General features: G+C 26.7%; 22 protein-coding genes. 6 read left to right on the forward strand and 16 right to left on the reverse strand.

The genetic code is table 11. The features are described from left to right. Positions 1 to 131: 131 nt before the first annotated feature. The 4 genes from ABGF45_RS03845 to ABGF45_RS03860 all read right to left on the reverse strand — a co-directional run bounded on the left by ABGF45_RS03845 (position 132) and on the right by ABGF45_RS03860 (position 2,631). Positions 132 to 938 (reverse strand): Cof-type HAD-IIB family hydrolase, encoded by an 807-nt coding sequence (locus ABGF45_RS03845; RefSeq protein WP_408112629.1) that lies wholly within the window; start codon positions 936 to 938, stop codon positions 132 to 134. A 112-nt stretch (positions 939 to 1,050) separates the two neighbouring features. Then, positions 1,051 to 1,860 carry a hypothetical protein gene (locus ABGF45_RS03850; RefSeq protein ID WP_134744249.1) on the reverse strand — a complete coding sequence of 270 codons (810 nt, stop codon included), beginning with the start codon at positions 1,858 to 1,860 and terminating at the stop codon, positions 1,051 to 1,053. 19 nt (positions 1,861 to 1,879) lie between these two features. Next, positions 1,880 to 2,182: a glutaredoxin gene (locus tag ABGF45_RS03855; protein WP_134710952.1), complete on the reverse strand. Its 303-nt coding sequence runs from the start codon at positions 2,180 to 2,182 to the stop codon at positions 1,880 to 1,882. An 8-nt stretch (positions 2,183 to 2,190) separates the two neighbouring features. After that, entirely contained in the window at positions 2,191 to 2,631 is a 441-nt protein-coding gene (locus tag ABGF45_RS03860) for a hypothetical protein (RefSeq protein ID WP_134744248.1), read from the reverse strand. A gap of 111 nt (positions 2,632 to 2,742) precedes the next feature. On the opposite strand from ABGF45_RS03860, the gene ABGF45_RS03865 reads away from it, so the two are divergent. Next, complete coding sequence (locus ABGF45_RS03865) at positions 2,743 to 3,177, forward strand: DNA starvation/stationary phase protection protein (protein WP_134710950.1); 435 nt, start codon at positions 2,743 to 2,745, stop codon at positions 3,175 to 3,177. Positions 3,178 to 3,256: 79 nt separating this feature from the next. On the opposite strand, the gene ABGF45_RS03870 is transcribed toward ABGF45_RS03865, so the two are convergent. The 4 genes from ABGF45_RS03870 to ABGF45_RS03885 form a co-directional block, all read right to left on the reverse strand. After that, positions 3,257 to 4,093 carry an ATP-binding protein gene (locus ABGF45_RS03870; protein WP_134710949.1) on the reverse strand — a complete coding sequence of 279 codons (837 nt, stop codon included), beginning with the start codon at positions 4,091 to 4,093 and terminating at the stop codon, positions 3,257 to 3,259. A gap of 13 nt (positions 4,094 to 4,106) precedes the next feature. Beyond that, the gene (locus tag ABGF45_RS03875) at positions 4,107 to 7,331 is read right to left on the reverse strand and encodes an SIR2 family protein (RefSeq protein ID WP_134744247.1); all 3,225 of its coding nucleotides are present in this window, start codon (positions 7,329 to 7,331) and stop codon (positions 4,107 to 4,109) included. Between the two features lie 131 nt (positions 7,332 to 7,462). Continuing rightward, on the reverse strand, positions 7,463 to 7,744 hold the full coding sequence (locus ABGF45_RS03880; RefSeq protein WP_134710947.1) for a hypothetical protein: 282 nt from the start codon (positions 7,742 to 7,744) through the stop codon (positions 7,463 to 7,465). An 89-nt stretch (positions 7,745 to 7,833) separates the two neighbouring features. Further along, a complete protein-coding gene (locus ABGF45_RS03885; RefSeq protein WP_134710946.1) occupies positions 7,834 to 8,826 on the reverse strand; it encodes a sugar kinase in 993 nt (330 codons plus the stop codon). A gap of 135 nt (positions 8,827 to 8,961) precedes the next feature. Between ABGF45_RS03885 and ABGF45_RS03890 the strand changes: the two genes are divergently transcribed. Beyond that, positions 8,962 to 9,597: a bifunctional 4-hydroxy-2-oxoglutarate aldolase/2-dehydro-3-deoxy-phosphogluconate aldolase gene (locus ABGF45_RS03890; RefSeq protein WP_134710945.1), complete on the forward strand. Its 636-nt coding sequence runs from the start codon at positions 8,962 to 8,964 to the stop codon at positions 9,595 to 9,597. Positions 9,598 to 9,683: 86 nt separating this feature from the next. Here the strand turns inward: ABGF45_RS03890 and ABGF45_RS03895 are convergent, their stop codons facing one another. From ABGF45_RS03895 to ABGF45_RS03930, 8 genes are all read right to left on the reverse strand, one after another. Then, the gene (locus ABGF45_RS03895) at positions 9,684 to 10,499 is read right to left on the reverse strand and encodes a hypothetical protein (RefSeq protein WP_134710944.1); all 816 of its coding nucleotides are present in this window, start codon (positions 10,497 to 10,499) and stop codon (positions 9,684 to 9,686) included. Between the two features lie 13 nt (positions 10,500 to 10,512). Then, a complete protein-coding gene (locus ABGF45_RS03900) occupies positions 10,513 to 11,523 on the reverse strand; it encodes a LacI family DNA-binding transcriptional regulator (RefSeq protein WP_134710943.1) in 1,011 nt (336 codons plus the stop codon). 14 nt (positions 11,524 to 11,537) lie between these two features. Continuing rightward, positions 11,538 to 13,409: a heparinase II/III family protein gene (locus ABGF45_RS03905; RefSeq protein WP_134744246.1), complete on the reverse strand. Its 1,872-nt coding sequence runs from the start codon at positions 13,407 to 13,409 to the stop codon at positions 11,538 to 11,540. A gap of 76 nt (positions 13,410 to 13,485) precedes the next feature. After that, complete coding sequence (locus ABGF45_RS03910) at positions 13,486 to 14,301, reverse strand: PTS system mannose/fructose/sorbose family transporter subunit IID (protein ID WP_134710941.1); 816 nt, start codon at positions 14,299 to 14,301, stop codon at positions 13,486 to 13,488. After that, positions 14,288 to 15,073: a PTS mannose/fructose/sorbose/N-acetylgalactosamine transporter subunit IIC gene (locus ABGF45_RS03915; RefSeq protein ID WP_134710940.1), complete on the reverse strand. Its 786-nt coding sequence runs from the start codon at positions 15,071 to 15,073 to the stop codon at positions 14,288 to 14,290. The genes ABGF45_RS03910 and ABGF45_RS03915 overlap by 14 nt, the downstream gene beginning before the upstream one ends. A gap of 9 nt (positions 15,074 to 15,082) precedes the next feature. Next, on the reverse strand, positions 15,083 to 15,574 hold the full coding sequence (locus ABGF45_RS03920; protein WP_134710939.1) for a PTS sugar transporter subunit IIB: 492 nt from the start codon (positions 15,572 to 15,574) through the stop codon (positions 15,083 to 15,085). Positions 15,575 to 15,582: 8 nt separating this feature from the next. Next, complete coding sequence (locus ABGF45_RS03925; protein ID WP_134744245.1) at positions 15,583 to 16,773, reverse strand: glycoside hydrolase family 88 protein; 1,191 nt, start codon at positions 16,771 to 16,773, stop codon at positions 15,583 to 15,585. 8 nt (positions 16,774 to 16,781) lie between these two features. Beyond that, the gene (locus ABGF45_RS03930; protein WP_134710937.1) at positions 16,782 to 17,213 is read right to left on the reverse strand and encodes a PTS sugar transporter subunit IIA; all 432 of its coding nucleotides are present in this window, start codon (positions 17,211 to 17,213) and stop codon (positions 16,782 to 16,784) included. A gap of 298 nt (positions 17,214 to 17,511) precedes the next feature. Here ABGF45_RS03930 and ABGF45_RS03935 point away from each other — a divergent pair, with 298 nt between their 5' ends. The 4 genes from ABGF45_RS03935 to ABGF45_RS03950 all read left to right on the forward strand — a co-directional run bounded on the left by ABGF45_RS03935 (position 17,512) and on the right by ABGF45_RS03950 (position 24,145). Further along, positions 17,512 to 18,303, forward strand: a complete 792-nt coding sequence (locus ABGF45_RS03935) for a gluconate 5-dehydrogenase (protein WP_134710936.1) — start codon at positions 17,512 to 17,514, stop codon at positions 18,301 to 18,303. A gap of 18 nt (positions 18,304 to 18,321) precedes the next feature. Beyond that, positions 18,322 to 18,960, forward strand: a complete 639-nt coding sequence (locus ABGF45_RS03940) for an RpiB/LacA/LacB family sugar-phosphate isomerase (RefSeq protein WP_134710935.1) — start codon at positions 18,322 to 18,324, stop codon at positions 18,958 to 18,960. A 137-nt stretch (positions 18,961 to 19,097) separates the two neighbouring features. Further along, positions 19,098 to 20,192, forward strand: coding sequence for an Mbeg1-like protein (locus ABGF45_RS03945; protein ID WP_134710934.1), 1,095 nt, complete (start codon positions 19,098 to 19,100; stop codon positions 20,190 to 20,192). A gap of 575 nt (positions 20,193 to 20,767) precedes the next feature. Further along, positions 20,768 to 24,145 (forward strand): polysaccharide lyase 8 family protein, encoded by a 3,378-nt coding sequence (locus tag ABGF45_RS03950; protein ID WP_134744244.1) that lies wholly within the window; start codon positions 20,768 to 20,770, stop codon positions 24,143 to 24,145. Positions 24,146 to 24,531: the final 386 nt, after the last annotated feature.

Raw genomic sequence — 24,531 nt, forward strand, 5'->3', positions numbered from 1 at the left:
CTCCTTTACATATAAAAAATCTTTTTTGTATTACCGTTGTTAAACATTCGTGATACAATTTATTTATATTAATATCATCTATAACAGTCTATCTAAAAGTTATTTTAGTTTGCTTAATTTAGATAGTGTCTTTATTTTAATACATATTTTTCTAAATATTTAGCAATCCCATCTCTATTATTTGTATCGGTTACATTGTCTGCTACATTAATTAATTCTTTTGAAGAGTTTTTCATAGCCACACCGGTTCCGCATAAAGTAATCATTGAAATATCATTACCATAATTACCAAATGCAATAGTATCCTCTCTAGGTATACCTAATTTTTCAGCAACTTTTAATACACTTCGGCCTTTAGATGTATTTGCTGGAGTTATTTCTATAGATACTGGAGATGAAAAACTAATTTCTAATTTTCCCTTAAATTTTTCTTCTATTAATTTTCTTGTGATTTTCAAATTTTTCATTGAGTCATTTAATAAAATTTTATTTACTGAAAAATTTATTTTATCAAAATGTCTGTCATCTTTAATTACATTTTGCCCAATTGCCTTTCTATAAATTCTAAATAACCACTTGCTATGATAATTTGTGTATAGATTTTTATCATGTAAAATTGAATAATCTACACAAAGTTCATCTATAAACTCAATAATCTCTTTAAGCAAATTAATTTCAAACTTTGTATCTGAGATTATTTCATTAGTCTTTATATTTGTAATTAGACCTCCATTAAAATTAGATATGAATCCTCCATATTTATCAACTTTAACAGTTACAGCATGCTTTAATGAAGATTCAAAAGGACGTCCTGTTGCAATCATAACCACATGTCCTTGTTGTTGAGCCTTTTCCAAAGCATCAATTGTTCTTTTAGTTATTTTTTTTCTCCAATTTAGAAGTGTACCATCTAAATCTAACGCTATTAATTTTCTCAATTTTAACTCCTGTAATTTTTTATTATATATATTTTAACACAAAACACTATAGCTAAATAGTAGAATACAAAAATAGTCTAATCATATTTCAGATTAGACTATAGTTATTATATTATTCACCTTTACCAGTATATTCTTCTATTTTTACTCCATCTAATTTTCCACGAGGATCTTCATGAGTAATATATTCTTTACCATTAGCATCAAATAAATGCCAATGATCTCCATGAACAGAAGCTTTTACAATCCCCTTATCTTTCAATTCTTCAATCTTATAATATCTCATAAGATTTAGGCTCTTTTTAGGTTTTTCTTTTTTCTCTTTATTTTTAGTTAAATTTATATTTTTTTCTTTTCCGTCATGGCTTCCTTCATATTTTCCAACTTTTACATTAGGAATAATTTGTGTAGGATCATCATGTGTAATATATTCACTACCATCATCCAATTTTACATGCCAATGATCTCCATGCTTATAAACTCCAACAATTCTTGAATTTAAATCATCTCCACTCGCCTCTTTACCTGCACTTGGCTTATCAAAAAATTGTAAAGTTTCTCCATTTTTTAATAATACTTGATAAAATGTACCATATTTTCTATATGTATCAATATTATTTTTATCAAAATTTTCAATAATCTTTTTATCAAATGTTAAAAGTAATTTATTATCCTCTTTTTTTAATTTTTCATATTGACTTTCATCTAAAACAAATAATTTATCCTTATATTCAACATTATATTTCTTAACGTTTTTAAATACTTTAACTTTTTCTTTTTTTCCATTAATATATAAATCTTGCTCTTGAATTTCTTGTTGTTTTTTAACGGTACTATGTGATACCTTACCAGAATTATTAGAACAGCCCACTATTAACATAAGAGTAAATATTAAAAATGAAAAATATTTAATTTTATTCATTATCCCCCCTGTAAAGCTATTAAAATCCACACATTTGAGGTGCCTCATCTTCCTTATCTTCATCAATTTTTTCTGTAACACCTTCTAATTTGTATACATCGAATTCAATTGTACCATCATCTAATAAAAATGCCGGTATACCAATTTTCCCATCTGACTTTGCTTTGTCAAATTCAACCCTAGAATCTCTTAATGCTAAAAATTCTTTCATAAATCTTGTCTTAGCTGTAATGTCAATATATTCTACTTCTATTTTGTTTTTTCTTAAAACTTTATCTGCGTGTATTGTGTCACCACAAATCATTGTTCCATAAAATTTCATAATTCCCCTTATAATTTTAATTCTTTCTTTATTTTTAATAAAAGTTCTTCATATTCTTCAGGATATCTATGTTTTAAAGCAAAAGTGTCTGTAGATAATATCAAGTCCACATAACCCTCACTTAGATAAGTTAATTCCATATTTTTCACACTATCCCATCTTATAAATTTTGCTAGGAAAGTTATATTCCCCGTTGTAATAATCCCTCTTCTATTAAATCCTTTACTTATAATACCCGAAATTGCAAATAATAATAACAAGATAGCCAAAATATAATTATAAAAATTATATCTTGCAAAACTTATAACCACAAATAACAATATCGCCATTGTTATAAATGAAATATAATTAGATTTTGTAATTGCAGTTCTATATTGAATATCAACGTATTTTACTAAATTATAAACTATCCCTATCGATAAAAATAATATCAAAACTATATAAATCATATTTACTCCTATATTTTTATTAATTATATCATAAAAAGTTTAATATTTTTAATTTGGGTATAATTAAAATATAAGTAATAATAAAATAATGTTATAAGAAAGAGGTATATAATGAAAAAATTAAACACATATTTAGCAAATCTAGCATTTGGAAACGTAAAGTTACACAACTTACACTGGAACTTAGAAGGTAGTCAATTCAAACAAGTACATGAATATTTAGAAGTTCTTTATGATGAAGGTTTTGCATATTTAGATGAAGTTGCAGAATTATTAAAAATGCAGGGAATAACTCCTCTATCATCAATGAAAGAATACGTTGCTGAAACAACACTATCAGATTTAGAACAAAGATCTTTTACAGATAGAGAAGCTATAGAATTAGCTTTGGAATACGTAAAAGAAATGAACGAATTCGCTTTAGATGTAAGAAAAGCAGCTGATGAAGAAGGTAATTTCTATGTAGCAAACATGATGGAAGATCATTCAACAGCATATTTAAAACATAAGTGGTTCTTATCAAGTATGTTAAAAAATTTAAAATAATAATTTAATAATTAAATAAAATTTAAACCTGTGATCAAATAAACTTAAAATCATTTGACCACAGGTTTTTATAATATTTTCATTTTTCATATTCATCTAAAAATGAATGTTTTTCTCCATCATCTATATATCCTAATACAGCTTTAATCCCTACATTTTCTGATGATTTAAAAATAGACTTTTCTACATTTGGATTTGTTTTTTTCATATTTTCAATGAGTTCTTTAATATTTGCCCTTTGACTATCTTTTTCTTTTTTTGTTATTGGGCAAGCTTCGTCCATCGGCACTATACCAGTGTTATTTATCCACCTAATAATATCTCGTTCTTCCACAAGATATAAAGGTCTAATAAGCTCAAGTCCCTCAAAATTTTGACTTTTTATTTTAGGTAACATTGATTTGTACGCTCCAGCCCATAAAATATTTAGCATAATTGTTTCAATTACATCGTTAAAATGATGTCCAAGTGCAAGCTTGTTACACCCTAATTCCTTAGCCTTACTATACAGACTCCCTCTTCTCATTCTCGCACATAAATAGCAAGGACTATCTTTTGCTACTTCTGAAACCACATCAAATATGTTGGTTTCAAAAACTTTTACAGGTATATCTAAATATCGGCAAATTTCTTCTAATTTTTTTCTATCACTTTGTCTGAATCCAGGATCCATAGCGATGTATTCCACCTCAAATTTCACTCTGGAAAATCTTTGAAGCATTTGAAACATCTTAGCCAAAAGGAGAGAATCTTTCCCCCCACTTACTCCCACTGCTATTTTATCTCCATTCTCTATTAAATTATACTCATCGAGTGCTTTTAAAAATTTTGAAAACGTCTCTATTTTATATGTTTTTTGAATAGACCTTTCAATTTCTTTCAAAGAAATTGCATTTTTTAAATGTAAATCGTCCATAGTACTACCTTTACTAAATTCCTAATATTTTACTATTATAAACAAAATTGTCTTGTAATTCCAATTTTTCATACATAGAAGCAATTTCCTTAACTTTATCTAAAACTCTTACATCAGGCGTTTGTTTTTTTTGAACTACAAAAATATCTGTAATATAGGTAATTAAATAATTCATAGATTTAGGATGACTTTTCACATAATCATAAACATCAATATTCAAAATAAAATCAAATCTTTGATTTTCATATTTCGGCAATTTATTGAACAATCTAAAAGCATCTGATTCATCAGAAATATTTACCAGTATTTGAATAATATATTCTAATTCATCAGCTTTTAATTTTATAGGCAAATTGTTTAATCTATTAAAAATAAACTCCTTAATCCAATTTTCCCACATTACTAATTTATTTTCTTCACCATTTTCACTCAAATAATTTACTAAAACTTGATAAAATACGATTACATATTCTTTTTTTAATAGAAATATATTTGGAATATAATTATCTAGTGGATTATCCGTTATATTTAAAATGTGCTTTGAATATGATTTTACAAATTCTTGATGATATTTCAAATCTCTTAATTCACCAATTCTTCTTATGGCAGATTGAAAATTACTATTCATCAATATAGAAATTTCCGGATATATACGTGAAAATGTTAAAAATCCCTTCCAAGCAATTTCAAATTCTGATGAATCTTCACTGCTAAATATTTCTATCAAATTTTCACAAGTCCAGTTTTTATCTATTGTATATAAATTTGACAAATTCCCAACTATGACAAATTTTGAATCCTTCGCTTCAGAATTATTTAACAAAGAAAGAATATTTTTTTCCATAAATAATTTTATTTCTTCATTGTTAAAATTAAATTCATAATTTTTTTGAGTAATTCTTATATAACAATGAGCAATCACACCATATGTAGAACTAAACGTTATATCAGACCATGCCAATACTTTATCAGGATTATAATTCTTAGCATTTTGTATCAATTTTATTAAAAATTCTACCAAAATATAAATCATATCCTTATATTTTGAAAAATCATTTTTTTCAATAATTCTTTTTATAAAAAGAGATAAAATATAAGTCTTTTCTTTAAGAATCATAGGATGATCAAGCTTTTTCAAAACATCCATCAACTTAATTAATACAATTTCATTTTCACTTAATCCCTTTATTAAATAATCCCAAATATCTGAATTTAGCTTATTTTTATATATTAAAACATCCAAAACTTTCATTGCAAAATCATAATTTTTAACGGAAATTTCCGAAATATCCTTCAATATAGATTTTCTGGATTTATTCGCCCCCTCATAATTTAATATATAATTAATATTTTCTACAACATTCGCCTCTAAATCAGATTTTGTGATGTTTCTTATTTCTATATTACTATTTTTATATTTTAATAAACTTTCATTTTTTTCACTCGGATAAAACTTTTTAATCAAAAATGTTATTTCTTCCTTTTCAAAATCAGAAAGTTTTCTCATATTATCAAATAAACTTATAAGATTTTCATTATTTCTCAAAATATACACATAAGAACTTAATCTTCTAAGAATTTTTATGTCCGAATTAAAAAACTTATTAATCCATATTTTAAGTTCGGTGTCATTTACAATCTTAGTAGTTATTTGTTTCATAACATTTATATATGCATCAATCTCAGTATTAACTTCATCATTTTTAAAAACATCAAAGTTCGAAAAAGTCATGTCTATACTACCCAAAGATTTTTTGTTATATAAATTTATAATTTGATTAGTCATAAAATAGAGCAAATCAATCAAACTTTCATCAGAAAAATTAGAAAATAAATTCCAGTATTTCATTATAGAATTTTTATTAGCAAATGTAGTAGCATTTATCTCTATTTGCTTATTTCCAGAATTTTTTTCTAAAAAGTTTGTAAGTTTCCTATATTCGTACTTAAATCGTATTAAATTTTTAAAAACTTTCAACTTATAATATTCAAGTTTAGTCATTGAAATTCTTTCAGATATTTTTTTTATTATTTCTACATCCATTTTTTCTAACTTAATAAAAGATAATATCTGTTCAATTTTATCATCACTAATATTTTCAAAGTCATCGATAATCATTTTTTGAAAATTTAAATTTAAATTAAAATTATTTTTAACACATAGATACTTGAATTCTTCAAAATCCTTTCCCAAAAAATTTTTCAAAATCCAATTACCGAATATATAATCAAAGTCCGTAAAATTATCATTTTTAAACAAATTAGATAAATATCCCTTGTAATTAAAATAAACTAACCAACCTAAATTGTTCACATTTTTCAAAAATTTATCCATTAAATGAATATCATTTAAGATGTGTTTTAACTCTTCATCAGTTTGTAAATCTAAAAAGCTTGGATTCGCACTTGAAATTTCAGTAATTCTACTTTCCCACGAAAAAGCATCCCTATTTGTAAATTCAATTATTTTACTTATAGCCTTGTGAACTGTTTCATAATCTCCATCTTCATATAAAATTGGTGTAACTCCCAAAGAAGACACTGTCCCTACCAGGCTTTTTTCAATAAATATAAATCTATTCGACTCATCTAAATTAGGAATCGCTCTAGTAAAATATCTCATAATTAAATCATTATAGCTATAACCAACGAATAAAACTACATAATTAGAATTAAATAAATCAGATAAAAACTTCGTTACATTTGAATGATACATATATACTCTTCCAAAATCTTTATCAGTAATTACAATATTTTTAGGTTCATCTACAATCCCATGAATATGAACTATTCCACTAAAATCATCTCCATATGGTAATGCCGGATTTGAATATATATTTACATTTAAACCTTTTTCCTCACAAACTTTTTCAAACATTTTATCATAATTAGTTGTAACTATCTTAACCTTTTTTCTTCTTCCAAAAAGATCCACCAATGATTTATGCCAATCATTATATTGTAAGTTTTCTTTAGAAAACATATCTGCAACGCTTGTATGCACAAGTGCATTTTCATTTTCAATTTTTCCCAAATATTGATCATTTCGATTAAAATTGTCATCATATGTAATAAAATTTTTAAATCTTCCTTTTGAGAAAAACCTTACTAAATCGTTAAATTTAGGCAAATTTGTGGGCATATCAACAGATACCCCAGCCCCGGCAAATATTACAAGCTTATCGTCTCTTAGTGCGTCAATTATTTTATTAGGAATTTCTATACCATGTAAGTTCATATATCCCTCACTTTCCTATTCTTCAAGTAGCCAGTCAATAATGTTTTTGTAAAGTATAATTTACAAAATAGGGTTTATTTAAATTTTCATTAAATATAATTTACAAAATAAGTTTTTTATATTTTTGTTAATTATACTTTACGAAAATATCTTATAAGCACAATAACAATTATAAAAACAATCCAAATTACTATACCAATGTAATCTTTATTCTTTATCTTTTCCTTAATATCAATAAATGAGTAAATCACAAGAAAAATTAGTGCTATTGAAAGAAATAAAATAAATAAACTTAGCAAAATACTAAAAAGCGTTTCCGGATATTTAGTTTTTGTTATAAATATTATAATACCTGATATTAAAGCCATTAATGCAAATATAATGAATAGCTTTTTAGATTTATTCTTAAACATAATTTCTCCTATATAAAATGTATTATTTTATATTATTATAGCACAATACAAAAATAGATATAGGCTATTACTACCAAATCTAATATTTTCTATCTTTCAACTTTTCCTGATGCATCTCCTTTTGAAATCTTTAATATTTCTTCTCTAGTACAAATATTAAAATCCTCCATTACTGTATGCTTAAATGAAGAACAAGCTATAGCAAATTCTAAAATATCTCTACTTGATGAATCATATAAATATTCTGATAAAAATCCTGCTGTATAAGCATCTCCAGCACCGATTCTGTTTGCAACCCTTATTTTATATTTTTTTGATACCAATAAATCATTCCCATCATATAAAATAGCGTACAATTTATTATCGGAAGCTGATTCTGATTCCCTTATGGTACTTGTAATTAGCTTAATATTATATAATTTTTTAAGATTTTCAAAACCATTTTTTACTTCATCAAAATTAATTTCATTAGTTTCCCAATCTATCCCTTTTGGAATATAACCAATTAAAATATCCACATATGGTAAAATTTCTTCTAAAAATTCAATACTTTCCTCTCTTTCCCAAAGCATTTTTCTGTAATTATAATCATAACTTACCAAACATCCCTTTTCTTTAGCTTTTTTTATAGCAAATTTTGTCAATTCTTTACATTCTTTAGAAATTGCTGCAGTAATGCCCGAAATATTAAATAAGTCACAATTTTCAAAGATAGAATCAAAATCATACTCATCAAAATTTGATTTTGAAAATGAAGAATTTTTTCTATCATATATAACTTTTGAAGATCTCATAGAAACACCAGGTTCAACATAATATATGCCAATTCTATCTCCCCCTCCAATAATATTTGAAGTATCTACTCCATAATATTTCAGGGTATTAATTGCAGATTTTCCCCAATCATTCAATGGTAATTTTGTTACAAATTTTGCGTTATGTCCAAAATTAGACAATCCTATCGCAACATTGGCCTCTCCTCCACCATAATGTATTTCTAAATTTTTAGCACCTACAAATCTTTCAAAACCACTTGTAGAAAGTCTCATCATTATTTCACCTAAAGTTACTATATTTTTCAATTTATGCCTCCAAACACACTTTTTCTATATATTATTATATTATTAAAATGTTGGTTTTTCAATATAATTAACTAGTTTACTAAAGTTTGTTAAAATGATATAATTTAGTTAAATAAATCATACAAGGAGAAAAATATGGATATATTAGAAAGATTTAAAAATTGTGGAATAATTCCTGTAGTAGTACTAGAAAATAAGGAAGATGCAGTTCCACTTGCTAAAGCATTATTAAAAGGGGGAATAGATGTTGCAGAAATTACTTTTAGAACAAACGCAGCTATTGATAGTATAAAAGAAATTTCAAATAATGTTCCAGAAATGATTGTTGGAGCCGGCACAATATTAAATTCCCACCAAGCACTTGATGTAATTAATGCCGGAGCAAAATTTATTGTTTCTCCAGGTTTTGATAAAAATGTAGTTGAAACTTCTCAAAAAAATAATATTACCGTTATACCCGGTGCCATTACTCCTTCAGAAGTAATGCAAGCAATAAATTCAGATTTATCAGTTGTAAAATTTTTCCCCGCCGGAAATTATGGCGGGCTAAAAACTATTAAATCATTATCAGCCCCATTTGGAAATCTATTATTTATGCCGACAGGATCTATAAATATAAACAATTTAAGAGAATACTTAGAATTTGATAAAATTATTTCCGTTGGAGGATCATGGATATGTGATAAAAAACTTATTGAAGAAAAAAAATGGGATGAAATTACAAAATTATGTTTAGAAGCAAGAAAAATACTAAAAGAAGTTAGAAAATAATTATAAAATCAAAAAAGTTGCTGTTGCAAAATAAGTAAAATTTTTATTATGCAACAACAACTTTTTAAAATTATAATAAAATATTTCTATAAATTATATCCCCATAATTCAATTTGGGTCAATGCAGCAAAATCTCCCTCTTGCCCTTTAATTAAATCTTTTACCTCAACCCAAGAAATTTCTTTTTCATCAATATCAAAATATTGAGTCTTTGAAGATTTTTCTAAATTAATTTTCAGTTTACTATTATCTGAAAAATGTAAGGTTAAATTTTTCCAATATGTATCATGAGGAAAATCTGCTCTTAAGGTAATTCCTAATTTATTTATTTTTACATTTCTGCCAAATTCAATTTTTAATTTAGCATCATCTTTTTGATTTGTTCCCCAAGATTGATATGGATACACCCCGTGATCATCATTTGCATAAATACCATCTATAGCATTTTTAGCCATAAATGCCGGTCTTGATGTCCCGGAATTTGTAGATGCAAAAGGATATACATTTTGATTAACATCCACCGCATGTCTATTTTTACTTAAATTTTGATAAGACTTAATTTCTGATTCATCAGGAAACCTAGCACTTATTAACACCGACCTACCTGAAAAAGATTCGGCTTTCATAGCTTCTTTTTGAGAACCAAAAGGAATTTTATAAATAAACTCTGTTGTATCACCAAAATAAATTAATGATTCTTCAAATGTTTCATCTAATTTCACAAATAAAAAACTATTTTTATCTGATACAGAAACTTTTATGTAATCTCCGGGGTTATATTCCAGCGTCCTAGTAGCAAGTATAATTTCATCTTTCCCAGAAACTAACATTTTTTTATTTTTTGTACTTGATACCGCATATCTTATTTCATCATTAATATCATAAATTCCTACTGTAACCATAAATTACTCATCCCTATATTTTTAAATCCGTACTATCATTCCAATTTACATGACAATCCAATATATGTTGATGTAATTTTTCATCATCATTTTTGATTAAATCAATCAAAATTCTTGCTGTTTCCTTCCCCTCGTCATATGCTGGTTGAACAATAGTTGAAATACTTGGATTTGTAAAATTAGTCCATTCAGTATTATCAAATCCTAAAAGCCCTACCTTAGGAGAATATTTCATGTAATCTTGTAATGCAGTCCTTACATTTTGTAAAGCCCAGCAATTCGGAACGAAAATCAAAGAATTTTTATTTAAATCTATATTTGAATTAAAAAATTTTCTTATTTCTTCAATCTCTGTTACATTATCTTCTATAACAAGATTTTTATATGTTAATCCTCTATTATTTAATGCATCTATAAACCCTTGAGATCTTTCTAATCTAGTACTTAGCATAGACGGATCCGCAGCTATTAAATAAAAATCTTCATATCCTCTATCAATACAACTATTTATAGCATTATAAACCGCATCAAAATTATTAGTTTTGACCCAGTTATTTTCCTTATCATACAATTTAGAATCAAAGAAAACCATAGGTTTGTTTGATCTAGCAATTTTAGAAGATATCTTAACAAAATTTGTAGTAGGTTGAATTATAAATCCATCAACACCCATTTGCAACATCCTATCAATATATTTTTCTTCAGTTGCAGGGGAATAATTACTATTTCCAACTATAATTTGATATCCATTTTTACTAGCCATTTCTTCAATACCCTTTACTATTTGATTTGAAAATACATTAGTTATATCACCTATCAAAACCCCAATCAAATTTGAATTTTTTAAGTTTAAAGACCTTGCTAATCTATTGGGTACAAAATTTGTAATATCAATTACTTTTTTTATTCTCTCATATGTATCTTTAGACATTTTATCAGTTCTACCATTTAAATAAAATGAAACCGTCGTCTTAGATGTGTTTGCCATCTCTGCAATATCTTTAATAGTTAATTTTTGTGCCATCTTTTCCTCATATTTTATGATTTTATTCTACAATATTTACTATCTGTATTATTTATAATAACACATTTTCCTCTTGTTAGAATATCATTTTCATAAATTTTTAAAATTTTACTTCCTGTTATTATTTGCTCAGTATTAAGATTCAATATGTATTCTTTTTCATCTCTTATCTTCCATGCAAAGGAACCCATTAATTCTTCCCCTTTATTAGTTTGACTTATACTAATTTTTTCAATATCAATACTTTCATCATAAAAAACTGTAGAAATATATAAAGAATCTTCAAACTCCTCTTCTCTAACCAACATTTGTGAATTTCCCAAAGTATTATATTTTTTGGATATCTTTGTTTCTTTACAAAAATATTTTTCTTCACCTAATATTTTTAACCCATAATTTTTTATTTCATTAATATTTTCATCTAAAATAAATCTAATATTAGCCTTATGTTTCCCTTTCATTTTAACCTTATCTATTACAAATAAGCACTTATCCTTAAATTTTATTAAATATCTAGTATGAATGTAATTATAATTACTTATTTCTCCATATACAGCTGACTCAATATATTGAATAAATTCATTTTGAATAAGCTCTAGAGATAATGATTCCGGATATCTATTATAATCCCATGAACCTTTTACAATTTCCGGACATTCATCATCAACTATCAAAGAAGAATGTGCCTCCATGCTTTTTAATAAATTCCTATAATTACCATCAACATATGTATATCTTCCCGAATCTATAACAATCGGTTTTCCTTTGTAATAAAAATTTATACTATTTAAATCACTATGAGTATGCGAGCTTCCCATTACTCCATTTTTGAAAAATACATGAAAATTCTCATCTTTTAAAAATATATGTCCACTATCTTTATAAAATTTATTAAAATTTTTTTCCGGATTTGGACTCATCATCTCAAAATACAATATATCTTCTTCAGAAAATCTAAAATAGCTTATAATGTCCGGGTGTTTAAACGCCTTTGACTTAAATTTCTTATCCTTAAAATATATAGATAACCAAGTCATAATATCTCTCGTATCTGTAAAATCTGAATCACCAATAGCAAATTGAATATTATCCGGACCTATAGCGTGATACAAATATTGTCCCATTTTATATACTTTATCCCTTAAAATATTTGAATATTTTTCATCACAAATAAGTAAAAATAATAAATACATCATAACATCATTATGATACATTATTGATTGTTCCCATTGAGTTCCGTCTTCATATATAGAAATATTTACATTTTTAACAAGAGCATTTTCAAAAAAACTTATTACTTTTTCGTTTAAAATTCCTTTATAAAGTGAGTTAAATTGTAAAACAGCAACAATTTGTATACTTCCCCAATTACTTAAATAATATCTTTCTTCAAAACTTTCATATAAAAATTCTATTTGTTTCACTATACTGTCTTTAATTAAACTTACTTCAAAATCTGTAAATAGTTCGTATTGATAATTATTTTTTAATAGAAAAATCCACTGAGAAATTCTTATTCCTGTATCCAATGTTCTAGAATATAATTTTTTATTATTCATTTCATTTTGATTTAGACTTTTTATTTTTTCAAAAATATGTCTCTTTATTTTATCCAAATATTTTATATCATTTTCCAACACATATGTAACAAATAAATCTATCAAATACTCTTGACGATTAACCATAAATGCCCACTCAGGATCATTATTATAAATTTTATTCCAATTAAAATCAGAAAAATCTACAATATCCTCACATCTTTCCATAGCCCAATTATTTACAAATCTAACTTTGTCTTCCAACAAAAAATCTGCATTTTCCTTTATCAATTTATATTCTTCAATATTAAATTTTTTTATATAGTTTATAATAACTTCTTTTTTCAAAATACACCTTCATATAAAAATAGATGGTATCGAAAATGTTTAACACTCTCAACACCACCTTTTAATCCTTATTATATTATGCTAAAATTCCTGTTACACTACCTAATATCCCTATTGCAACAATAAGTAATACAAGTTTATATGTGCTCCACTTTTTATTTTTGATTAACCAATAAATAAAGAATGTAAATAATATTGGTAATAATGCCGGTGCAATTTTATCCATCATACCTTGGATAGATAATATTTGTTGCTTTACTCCTTGTTCAACTTTACCTGCAGCTAATTGAATTGGAATATTTATTTTTACAAATGTTGCTGCTAAACCAGCAATTACTGTAACACCTATAATATTTGCTACTCTTGAAACTGTAGCCATTTTATCACTCATTTTATCAATAATGCTTGTACCAACTTTATATCCATATGTAGCATTTAATATTTTTATAATTGTTAAAATAGCATTAATTGCTACAAAAAATAAGATAGGTCCTAAAATTAAACCTTGTCCAGCTAAAGAAGCTGCAATTGTTGACATTAATGGAGCAATCATAAATTGTGATAATGAATCACCAATACCCGCTAATGGTCCCATTAAAGCCATTTTAATACCACGAATTTCTTCATCTGTTCTATCATTTTCCAACATTACCATGTGCATACTTGTAATAAATGGTACAAAATGTGGATTTGTATTATAAAATTCACAGTTATCTTTTAAAACTTCACATAATTTATCTTTATCATTTCCATATTTTTTCTTTAATGCTGGATATAGCATATTTGCATATCCTAAACCTTGAAAATTACTATAATTAAAACCATTTTGCAAGAAGAAACCTCTTAAACCGGTTTTAATATAATCTTTTAATGTCCATTTAGATCCAGTCATCTGTTCCCCCTTCATTTGTTTCTGTTGTTTCAACAACAACTTTTGGTTTATTATATAATTCATTCAATGCAAAAATTGTACCAACCAAAGCAATACCTATAACAGGTAATTTGAAATATGCTGCTAATACGTATCCTAAAATTGCAAATGGTATAACTTCTTTCTTTACCATTGTTGCTAATATCATAGCAAAACCGATTGCCGGCAACATCTTACCTGCTATTGTCAAACCTTTCATTAACCATTGTGGAATATAATCTACTAATGATGTTAATGTAGTCATTGATACGGCTCCTAAAATACCTAAAACCAAACCTATTAACGCAAATAACCAAATTGTTGCATTAGCTTCAAATTTAAATTTATTTAAGTTTTTTTCTTCTAATGCTTTAATAGCTGCTCCTTGTGCTCCAGATCTTACAGTATATGCTGCTGTTTGTAAAAATTGAATTGCAACAGCTATTGGTGTTGATAATGCTAATGCAGCTTCAGGTGTAATTTTACCTCCACTCGTTATAGCCATCAATGTACCAAATATCCCCGGTCCGATTGGGTTTGGTGGAACTGAACCCCCTGGGCCAACACCGAATCCCATATATGCTAATTCAGAAATGGCTCCTACTGAAAGAGCTGTTTGGATATCACCCGTTATTACACCTACACCGAATGATAACACAATACATCTATTGGAATAAATACCTAGAAGCATCCCGGATAAACAGAACGCTGTCCATAAGCCAATTAAAATTGCTTGAATTAATGATAATTCCATTCTTCCCTCCTATATGTAATTTAATATATTAACTTCTTTACCTCCATCATCACCATTTGGTGTTGTTTTAGTATTGAAGGTTAATCCAAATTCATCATGCAATTCTCTAAGCATTTTCTTTTCTTCATCACTTAAATTGATAAATCTAGAAATACTTTCTTTATTAGGTGCGGCATGAATATTCCCAATATTTAATTCTTTAATCGGAACTCCACCCTTTACTAATCTATAAGCATCTTTAACATCTTTGATGATTATAAAAATACTTTGCTTAGGATTTGCTTTCCCAATGATGTCGATAACTTTTTGAACATCATAAAATCTAACAAAAATTGATTTTGGAACTACAGTTGTCATTAAAGTTTGTTGCATTTTATCATTGCAAACATCATCATTCGCTACAATAACAGTGTTGCACCCTAATGCTTTTACCCACATTTGACCTTGTCCATGAATCAATCTTTCATCTATTCTTGTCATTACTATGTTAGGTTGTGTCATATTTCCTCCTACCAATAAATTTCCCAATCTTTATAAAATCTTATTAAAGCTTCTACATAATAGTAGTCACCCCAAATATTTCCTTCATCAACACCTTTTCCGCTATGCCAAGAATATACTCCATGATCTAGCAATGGTGCTCCTTCAATTTTATCCCTATTCGCATAATTTTCAATCAGTGATTTTAACATCACATGCATTGCCTTTTTATACACTTCTTTTTCAGCATAAACTTCAGGCATATATTTTAACATTTCATGAATACCACATACAGCAATTGCAGTAGCAGATGAATCTCTACTATGTCCACTTTCATCTAAAAAAATTAAATCCCAATAAGATACATTATCTTTAGGCAATCTATTTAAGAAATAATTTGTAACTGCCTTAAACACATCAAAAATCTTTTCATCTTTTAATTTTCTATAACTTAATGAACTTCCATAAATTCCCCATGCTTGACCTCTTGCCCAACTGGAATCATCACTAAAGCCTTGTCTTGTAACACCTTTTAATGGTTTTCCTGTTTGCGGATCAAAATAAAATGTATGGAATGTTGAAGCATCATCTCTAATTACATTATTTACTGATGAATAAAAATGATTTTTAGCAATTTCATAATACTTAGAATCACCGGTTTTTTCTGAAACAAAAAACAATAATTGTATATTCAATAAACAATCTATTATTAGTCTATAATTGTCTTTGTTTCCTAATTCACCCCACGCTTGAATAAATTGTCCTTTTTCTTGATATCTTTCTATAAGCTTATCAGCCGCCTTTATAGATGCTTCTAATGCTTCTTCATTTTTATTTATCCTATATTCCGCCATACATGATGGTGTATATAAAAATCCTAAATCATGATGATCAAGTTCGATTCTCTTATTTACTCTATCTAAAAATGATAAAACATTTTTATGAGCAATCTCTTTAATAGATTCATCTTTAGAATATTCATATAGTATCCACAATACTCCTGTCCAAAAACCATTAGTCCATTCAGTATTATCCATTACAGGATAAATATTTTCTTTTGTAGCCGGAGTAGGATAATTTTCACCAAAATAACTTAAATTTATTTTAGTTTTTTCTAAAGCTAAATCTAAAGCTTTCTTAACTTCATCTCTACTCAATAAATCAGAAGATAAAAATTCTTTATTTTTTTTTATATCTTCTATTTTTATATTTTTTATCATAATCCCCTCTAAATTCCATCTTCAAATACATCATCTTCCTCGATACCCGGATTTAATATATTTCTTAAATCATCTATACCTGAAATCGCTGCAGATTTTACGGAACTGGTTAAAACGTCTATATTTTCCTCTGTTGAATTAAATACAGCTTCTAAAAGCATATTCAAATTCATCCCTGTAACTACATTTAAATTTTTTTCTGAGTTTTCATTTACAACCATACTTGCCATTTTAAAAGGAGTCCCCCCTAATAAATCAACTAAAATCAAAACATTATTTTTATCTTCTATGTAGTTTTCGATTTTCTCTTTTACATCTTCCTGTGACATACCTTCAAGAAAATTAATAATTCCAACATTTTCTTGTTTACCAGCAATCAATTCTGCTGAACTTAATAGCCCTTCAGAGTATCTACCATGAGCTACTAATAATACATCCATATCTCCTCCATATCTTTTAAACTAGTTTACTTGATAAATAGTATATTCATTAATTTTATAATTGTCAATATTATTTTAATTTTTTGAAAACATTTTCTATAAAATATTACTTTTTTTTAATTTTTAAATTATTTTCTTTGTAAATGTTAAATTTTCAATATTTTTATACAAGGATTGTAAGAAGATAATAAATGATATCTCTATTTTCATTACAAAATTGACAATTATATTTTTATTTACTATAATATATTTAACTAGTTTACCATTAAGTTTACTATAAAATTTATGGAGGTTAAAAATGGATTATATAAATAAATCATTCTCTCTAGAAGGGAAAGTAGCACTTGTTACAGGTGCAACATATGGAATTGGATTTGCTATCGCAAAGGCATTTCATAAAGCAGGAGCTACTATTGTATTTAATAACAGAACTCAAGAATCTCTTGACCAAGGTTTAGAATCATACAAAAAAGAAGGAATAGATGCTCACGGATATTTATTTGACGTAACAGACGAAAAAGCTGTAGAAGAAAATATAAAGAAAATAGAGTCAGAAGTAGGACCAATTGATATTTTAGTAAATAATGCCGGGATAATTAAAAGAATACCTATGATCGAAATGACTGCTGAAGAATTTAGACAAGTTGTTGACATTGATTTAAATGGACCATTTATAATGGCAAAAGCAGTATTACCTAGCATGATTGAAAGAAGATCAGGAAAAATAATCAATATTTGTTCAATGATGTCAGAATTAGGTAGAGAAACTGTTAGTGCATATGCCGCTGCTAAAGGTGGATTAAAGATGTTAACAAGAAACATAGCATCAGAATACGGAAAATACAATATTCAATGTAATGGTATAGGACCGGGATATATAGCAACACCTCAAACAGCACCCCTAAGAGAAGATGGGCACCCATTCAATAACTTTATAATCAGTAAAACACCGGCTGAAAGATGGGGTACACCTGAAGACTTAATGGGTCCAGCAATATTCTTAGCATCAGATGCTTCAAATTTTGTAAACGGACATGTATTGTATGTTGACGGTGGTATACTAGCATATATTGGTAAGCAACCAAAATAATATAAAAGGAGAAAATAAATGAGAATAGCATTAATAAATGAAAATAGCCAAGCTGCAAAAAATGAATTAATTTATAACACATTAAAGTCAGTAACAGACGAAAAAGGATTTGAATTAGATAACTATGGTATGTATTCTACAGAAGATGAATCACAACTAACATACGTTCAAAATGGTCTATTAGCAGCGATTTTACTAAATTCAAAAGCGGCTGATTTTGTTATAACAGGTTGTGGTACAGGAGTTGGTGCAATGTTGGCATTAAATTCATTCCCAAATGTACTATGTGGATTTGCATCAGAACCAACAGATGCATATCTATTTGCTCAAATAAACAATGGAAATGCACTATCAATTCCTTATGCAAAAGGATTTGGATGGGGAGCAGAATTAAACTTAAAATTAATCTTTGAAAGACTTTTCGCTGAAGAAGGTGGAAATGGATATCCAAAAGAAAGAGTAATACCTGAACAAAGAAATAAAAAAATCTTAGATGAAGTAAAAAAAGTAACACATCAAGATATTATGTATGTATTAAAAAACATAGATCAAGATTTCTTAAAAGAAACAGTTAGCGGTGCTCATTTCCAAGAACTATTTTTCAAAAATTGCCAAGTACAAGAAATAGCCGACTACATCAAAGAAGTATTAAAATAGTTAATAAACTTATTTAAATCATATTCCCCGAAAATTTGAATCAAAAATTCAATTTTCGGGGTTTTTTATCGAAAAAATTATTTATTATAGATATATTTTTTGATAAAATTATATCATAAATATGTAAAGGAAAAAATATGAAAAACATAATTAACTATATAAAAAAACATGGTGAAAATAGCTTTTGCAAATTAAATTTTAATGAATTAGATGCGTTAATATTCGCACAATTAGTATATTCTAATTTAAATTTAAGTAATGATTCCCTGCCATTCAAAATAAAAGATTTAAAAAATCAAAATATTGATAAAATGGTTAGAAACAATATGTTAAATCATAATGATAAAACCTCCATTGAACTTCTAATAAACTCTTCAAGATATAAAAATTTGAAAATCCTGGATATAGCAAAATATAACAATGAACAAATAAAAGAGCAGTTTTATGCGATTTCTGTAGAAATAGCAGATCAAATATTAATTACATTTAGAGGTACAGATACAACTTTCAATGGATGGATTGAAAGCCTTTCAATGTCTTTTGATGAGGAAATACCATCTCAAGTTAGAGCTAAGGAATATGTTACAAAAATAGCTCAAAATTATTCAAATAAAATTATTTTATGCGGGCACTCAAAAGGAGGAAATTTAGCTGTTTTTGCAGGAAGCACTCAGGATAGTTTTATTCAAAAAAGAATAATTAAAATATATGACTTTGATGGACCAGGATTTCTTCCTGAATTTTATAATCGTCATGATTATTCTGACATAAGTGACAAAATTTGTAAATTCATACCTGGAAGTTCAATTTTTGGAATGATGCTTGAAAGTGTCGGTAAAATTCAAGTAATAGAAAGTTCTTCTTTTTTTGCTAATCAACATTTTATATATTATTGGCATATAAATGGAACAAAATTAAAAACTATAAAAGAAGTTAACTCCTTTTCAAAACATACAAATACCGCAATAAATAAATGGATGAAAGAATTCTCTGAAAATGAAAGAAATTTAATAATAAATCAACTTTTTAATCTAATTGAAGAATGTGGATATAAAAATATGCAGGAAATGAACGAAAATAGATTAAAATCAATCATTTCCCTTAAAAGAAAAATAGATGAAAACTCAGAAGAATATACTCTTTTATCTCAAGGCTTAAATTATTTTGTAACATTAATGGAAGATGAAATAAAAAAGACAATTTGGGATAAATTACTATTTTGGAAAAGATGAAATTGTCGCAAAATAAATAATAGATTTTAACTATTAAAAATTTTAATTTATATAGATAGCATTATCTCAATTTTTAACTTATAAATTTTGTGGGTAATATTTTTCACTAAAAAATTATCTCAATTTTTAGAAACTCTGTTTTGTGGGTATTTTTTAGTGCTAATTTTTATCTCATTTTCAATATTTTTTACTTTGCTGGTATTTTTCATGGATAAATTTTGATGATTTTTATCTATTTTATCATCTCATTTTTTCAATCTGATATTTGCGATAACTTTAATGCTAATTTTCATTATCTCTTTTTGGAAAATCTAATTTATGCGATAATTTTAATAATGTTATTAAAAAATATAATATTAAAATTTTTAAGTTTAATAACAAAATTAAATATTTACTACAAATTAGATTAATTTAAATATTAATTTTATTATTAAAGGGCTATTATAAAATAACTAATAAATTTATAGGATATTAACATTATCTAATTTTATTTATGAATACGTTGACATAAACTATATTAATATATATAATATCATTGATAAACTAGTTTACTACATTAAAAAAGGAGCATAAAAATGAGAACAAAAACAATTGTAAAAAATAAAACCATTGCCTCATTCATGGCATTTATTCTTATATTTACCACTATATTTAATGTTGGAAATATTAGTAACGCCGAAAAAAACACTACCAAAAATGACGAATTAATAAAAAATGGAGATTTTGAAAAAACTTCTAATGATAGCAATCAAAAGGATTGGACTGGAACACAAGCTAGCGACTGGCAAGTCTACATTCCTAATGATTTAAAAGAAAAAGATACATATAAATCAAAAAAATATACAGCAAAAGTAAACAATGATAAAAAACTTGAACTTTCAAGTCCTGAAAATTTTAGAATGGCTGTAGTTCAAAAAGGCATTACAATTGATCCAAGTAAATTTTATGAGTTTGGATATAAAGTTGCTACAAAAAATAAAGATGGGTCTGTAAGGATTAGGATTATTGAACATCTTAATGATCCTTCAAACTCAAAAGCTCAAAATTTATTATATTCTAAAGACCATTTCGGAACTTCAGATGAAAAAACTTTTTCAAAACAATATATTCCTGCTAAGAATGTTAAAAATGTAGACTTTGAAATCTGGTATGAACCAAAAACAGGAACAGCAATATTTGATAATGTTTATCTAAAAGAAATCAACAAACCAGATTTAGACAAAAAACTTAAAGAAGAATCTGAAATAAAACTTCCAACTAATAAAAAGTATCTTGTAAGAGATTTTGATGCAAAATATAAAATAACTGATGAAAGCATTGCAAAATATGATAATAAAGTTATTACTGCATTAAAGCCAGGTTCTACAGATATTACAGTTACAAAAAAAGATGGAAAAATTGAAAAACTAAAATTAACTATTACAGATCCAGAAAATAACAAATTTAAGGATAAACTTGATTTATGGGAAGAATCTGTAGTTGCAAATAAAAAATACGATGATGCTGATAAATACATGAAAGCATTAAAAGAAAAGTTAGATAAAGAAGTTGCAAATATATTATCTAAAAAATCTGATGATACTGACTACAGAACATTCTGGAAAGATATTGATAACTACAAAGTTTCAAGTGCTTTAACAAAATCATATAGAAGGCTTGAAAGCTTAGCAAAGCAAATTAATCAACCAAATTCACCATATTATCAAAGTCCTGAAGCTATAAAAATGGTACTTGAAGGTATGGAATGGTTGTACAAAACACAATATAATGACAATACAAATGTAAATGGTAATTGGTGGGATTATGAAATAGGTGTACCAAGAGCTATTAATAATACCCTAACACTAATGTGGGACTACTTCTCTCAAGAATTAATAAACAAATACACAAGCCCTATTAATTTACTAATTCCAGATCCAACAAAATTTAGAGTAACAACAGGAAATCCTTTTGATGCTTTAGGTGGAAACTTAACCGATATGGGAAGAGCGAAGATTATAGCTGCATTCTTGCGAGAAGACGAAAATTCCTTAAATGAAACAATAAACGCTTTGAAAAAACTTTATGTTCAAAGAGAAAATAAAGAAGTTGTACCTTGTGTTCCAGGTAAATGCGAGGGATTTTATAAAGATGGATCATATGTAGATCACACAAATGTTGCATATACGGGAGCTTATGGAAATGTTGTATTAGATGCTCTTTCACAGCTATTCCCTACAATTGAAAATAAAACTGAAAAATCAGACTTAGATGTACTATATGACATAATTTATAAGTCATTTAGCCCTATAATCTTCAGGGGTGATTTAATGGATATGTTAAGAGGTAGATCAATTAGTCGTGAAAATGGTCAGTCACACGTTGCCGCCGGAGAGGTTGTAAGAGGCGTTTTAAGAATTGCTGATGCAACAACTGATTCAAACAAAAAACAAAAACTTCTATCACTTGTAAAATCTTGGATTGAAAAGGATGATTTCTACAATATTGAAAACTCACTTGCAACATACAAAGATATTGATTTAATGAATAAATTAAAAGCAAATCAATCAATTTATGGCACAGAAAAAACAAGTCTAAATGTATTTACAAATATGAATAAACTTATATTTAAAAATATTAAAAAAGGCTTTGCAATCGGATTAAGCATGCATTCTGATACAATTAAGAATTATGAATACATGAACAATGAAAATGCTAAAGGCTGGTTCACATCAGATGGCACAATTTACTTATATAATGGAGACGTTTCTCATTATAGCGATAACTACTGGCCAACAGTTGACAGCTACAAATTGCCCGGAACAACAGAACTTACTACAAAGCTTGAAGAAAGTCCTGAAAGAAAAAATAATGATCCAAAATCTTATGAAGTACTTTTAAAGAGTAAATTTTCTGGTGCAACAAAATTAGATGAAAAATTTGCAACAGCAGCTATGCAATTTAATAATTTTAACGAAAAACTAAAAATTAAAAAAGCTTGGTTTATAATGGATGATAAAATTGTATTTTTAGGATCTGATTTACAAAATAATTCTTCTGATGAAGCAATTACAACTATTGAAAACAGAAAAGTTAAATCTGGTGAGTCGTACAATTTAATAGCTGATGGTAAAAAAGTAGATTCATTAAATAATCAAAAGATAAATAAATTACTACTTGAAAATAATGTGAAAAATAGAAATATTGGATATATGTTCTTAAATGGTGAAACAATAAATGCATATAAAGAACAAAGAACAGGTAAATGGTCTGATTTGAGAAAAGCTTCTGCTAATACTAGCTTTACAAATAATTTCGTTACCGTTACAACGAATCACAATAATAGTAACAAAGACTATGCTTATGTAATTTATCCAAACATTTCAAAATCTGAATTTGATAAAGTTTCAGAAAATAATATAAAAGTTTTACAAAATGATAATAAAATTCAAGCTGTAAAAGATGTTAAAAATAATGTATGGGGTGTTGTAATTTATGACGACAATACAACATTTAGGATTGATGAGAATCTAACCTTAAAAGGCAAAGGTGTTTATACTATAAGATTATTAAATGAAACATATACTATTTCAACATTTAATCCTGAAACAAAAAAATTTAAAGAAAAAAGTATAATTTCAAATTTAAGTAAAACCTACATCCAAAAATTAAGTCCTGTAGATTATAGTACAATATTAGAACTTAAATTAAATAAAAAATCATCAGGTTCAGATAAAAATATTTCTAATGAAAATAACAGTGCTGCTGGCAGTGATGATTCCATTAGAAATGATGGTTCCGTTGTAAATAATGACAATAAATCAGGAAATATAATTAAGGATAATCAAAATATAAACAATTCCAACAATGCAAATCCAGAAACCGGAGATGATGCTAAATTAAATACTTTAATAATTGGAATTTCTGGTATGGTAACATTATTTGTTATTAACAAAAAAAATTTAATTAAATAATTTATAAAAATTGCCATAAAGTATTAAGTTACTTTTACATATGGTGGATATATAAATAATTTTGAGTATAAGTCTATTACCGTCTCAAATGATATTGTAGAAAATGGGCCTGGGGCACTTGAATTTGCCCCAGCTTTTTTTAGCTTCGTGCTTTTGCTGGGGCAATCCCTTAATTTTCGCACAAGATCCAACCCTAGCTTTTTCAAATTTCTTACTTTTGCTGGGGCCGTACTTTATTTTTCTATAAAATTTTAGCCCCTACTTTTCCTAACTTCGTGCTTTTGCTGGGGCAATCCCTTAATTTCCTCACAAGATCTAACCCTAGCTTTTTCCAATTTCTTACTTTTGCTGGGGCCGTACTTTATTTTTCTATAAAATTTTGGCCC

Origin of the sequence: Helcococcus sp. KG196, from assembly GCF_046035495.1 — a bacterium.
GTDB lineage: Bacteria > Bacillota > Clostridia > Tissierellales > Peptoniphilaceae > Helcococcus > Helcococcus ovis.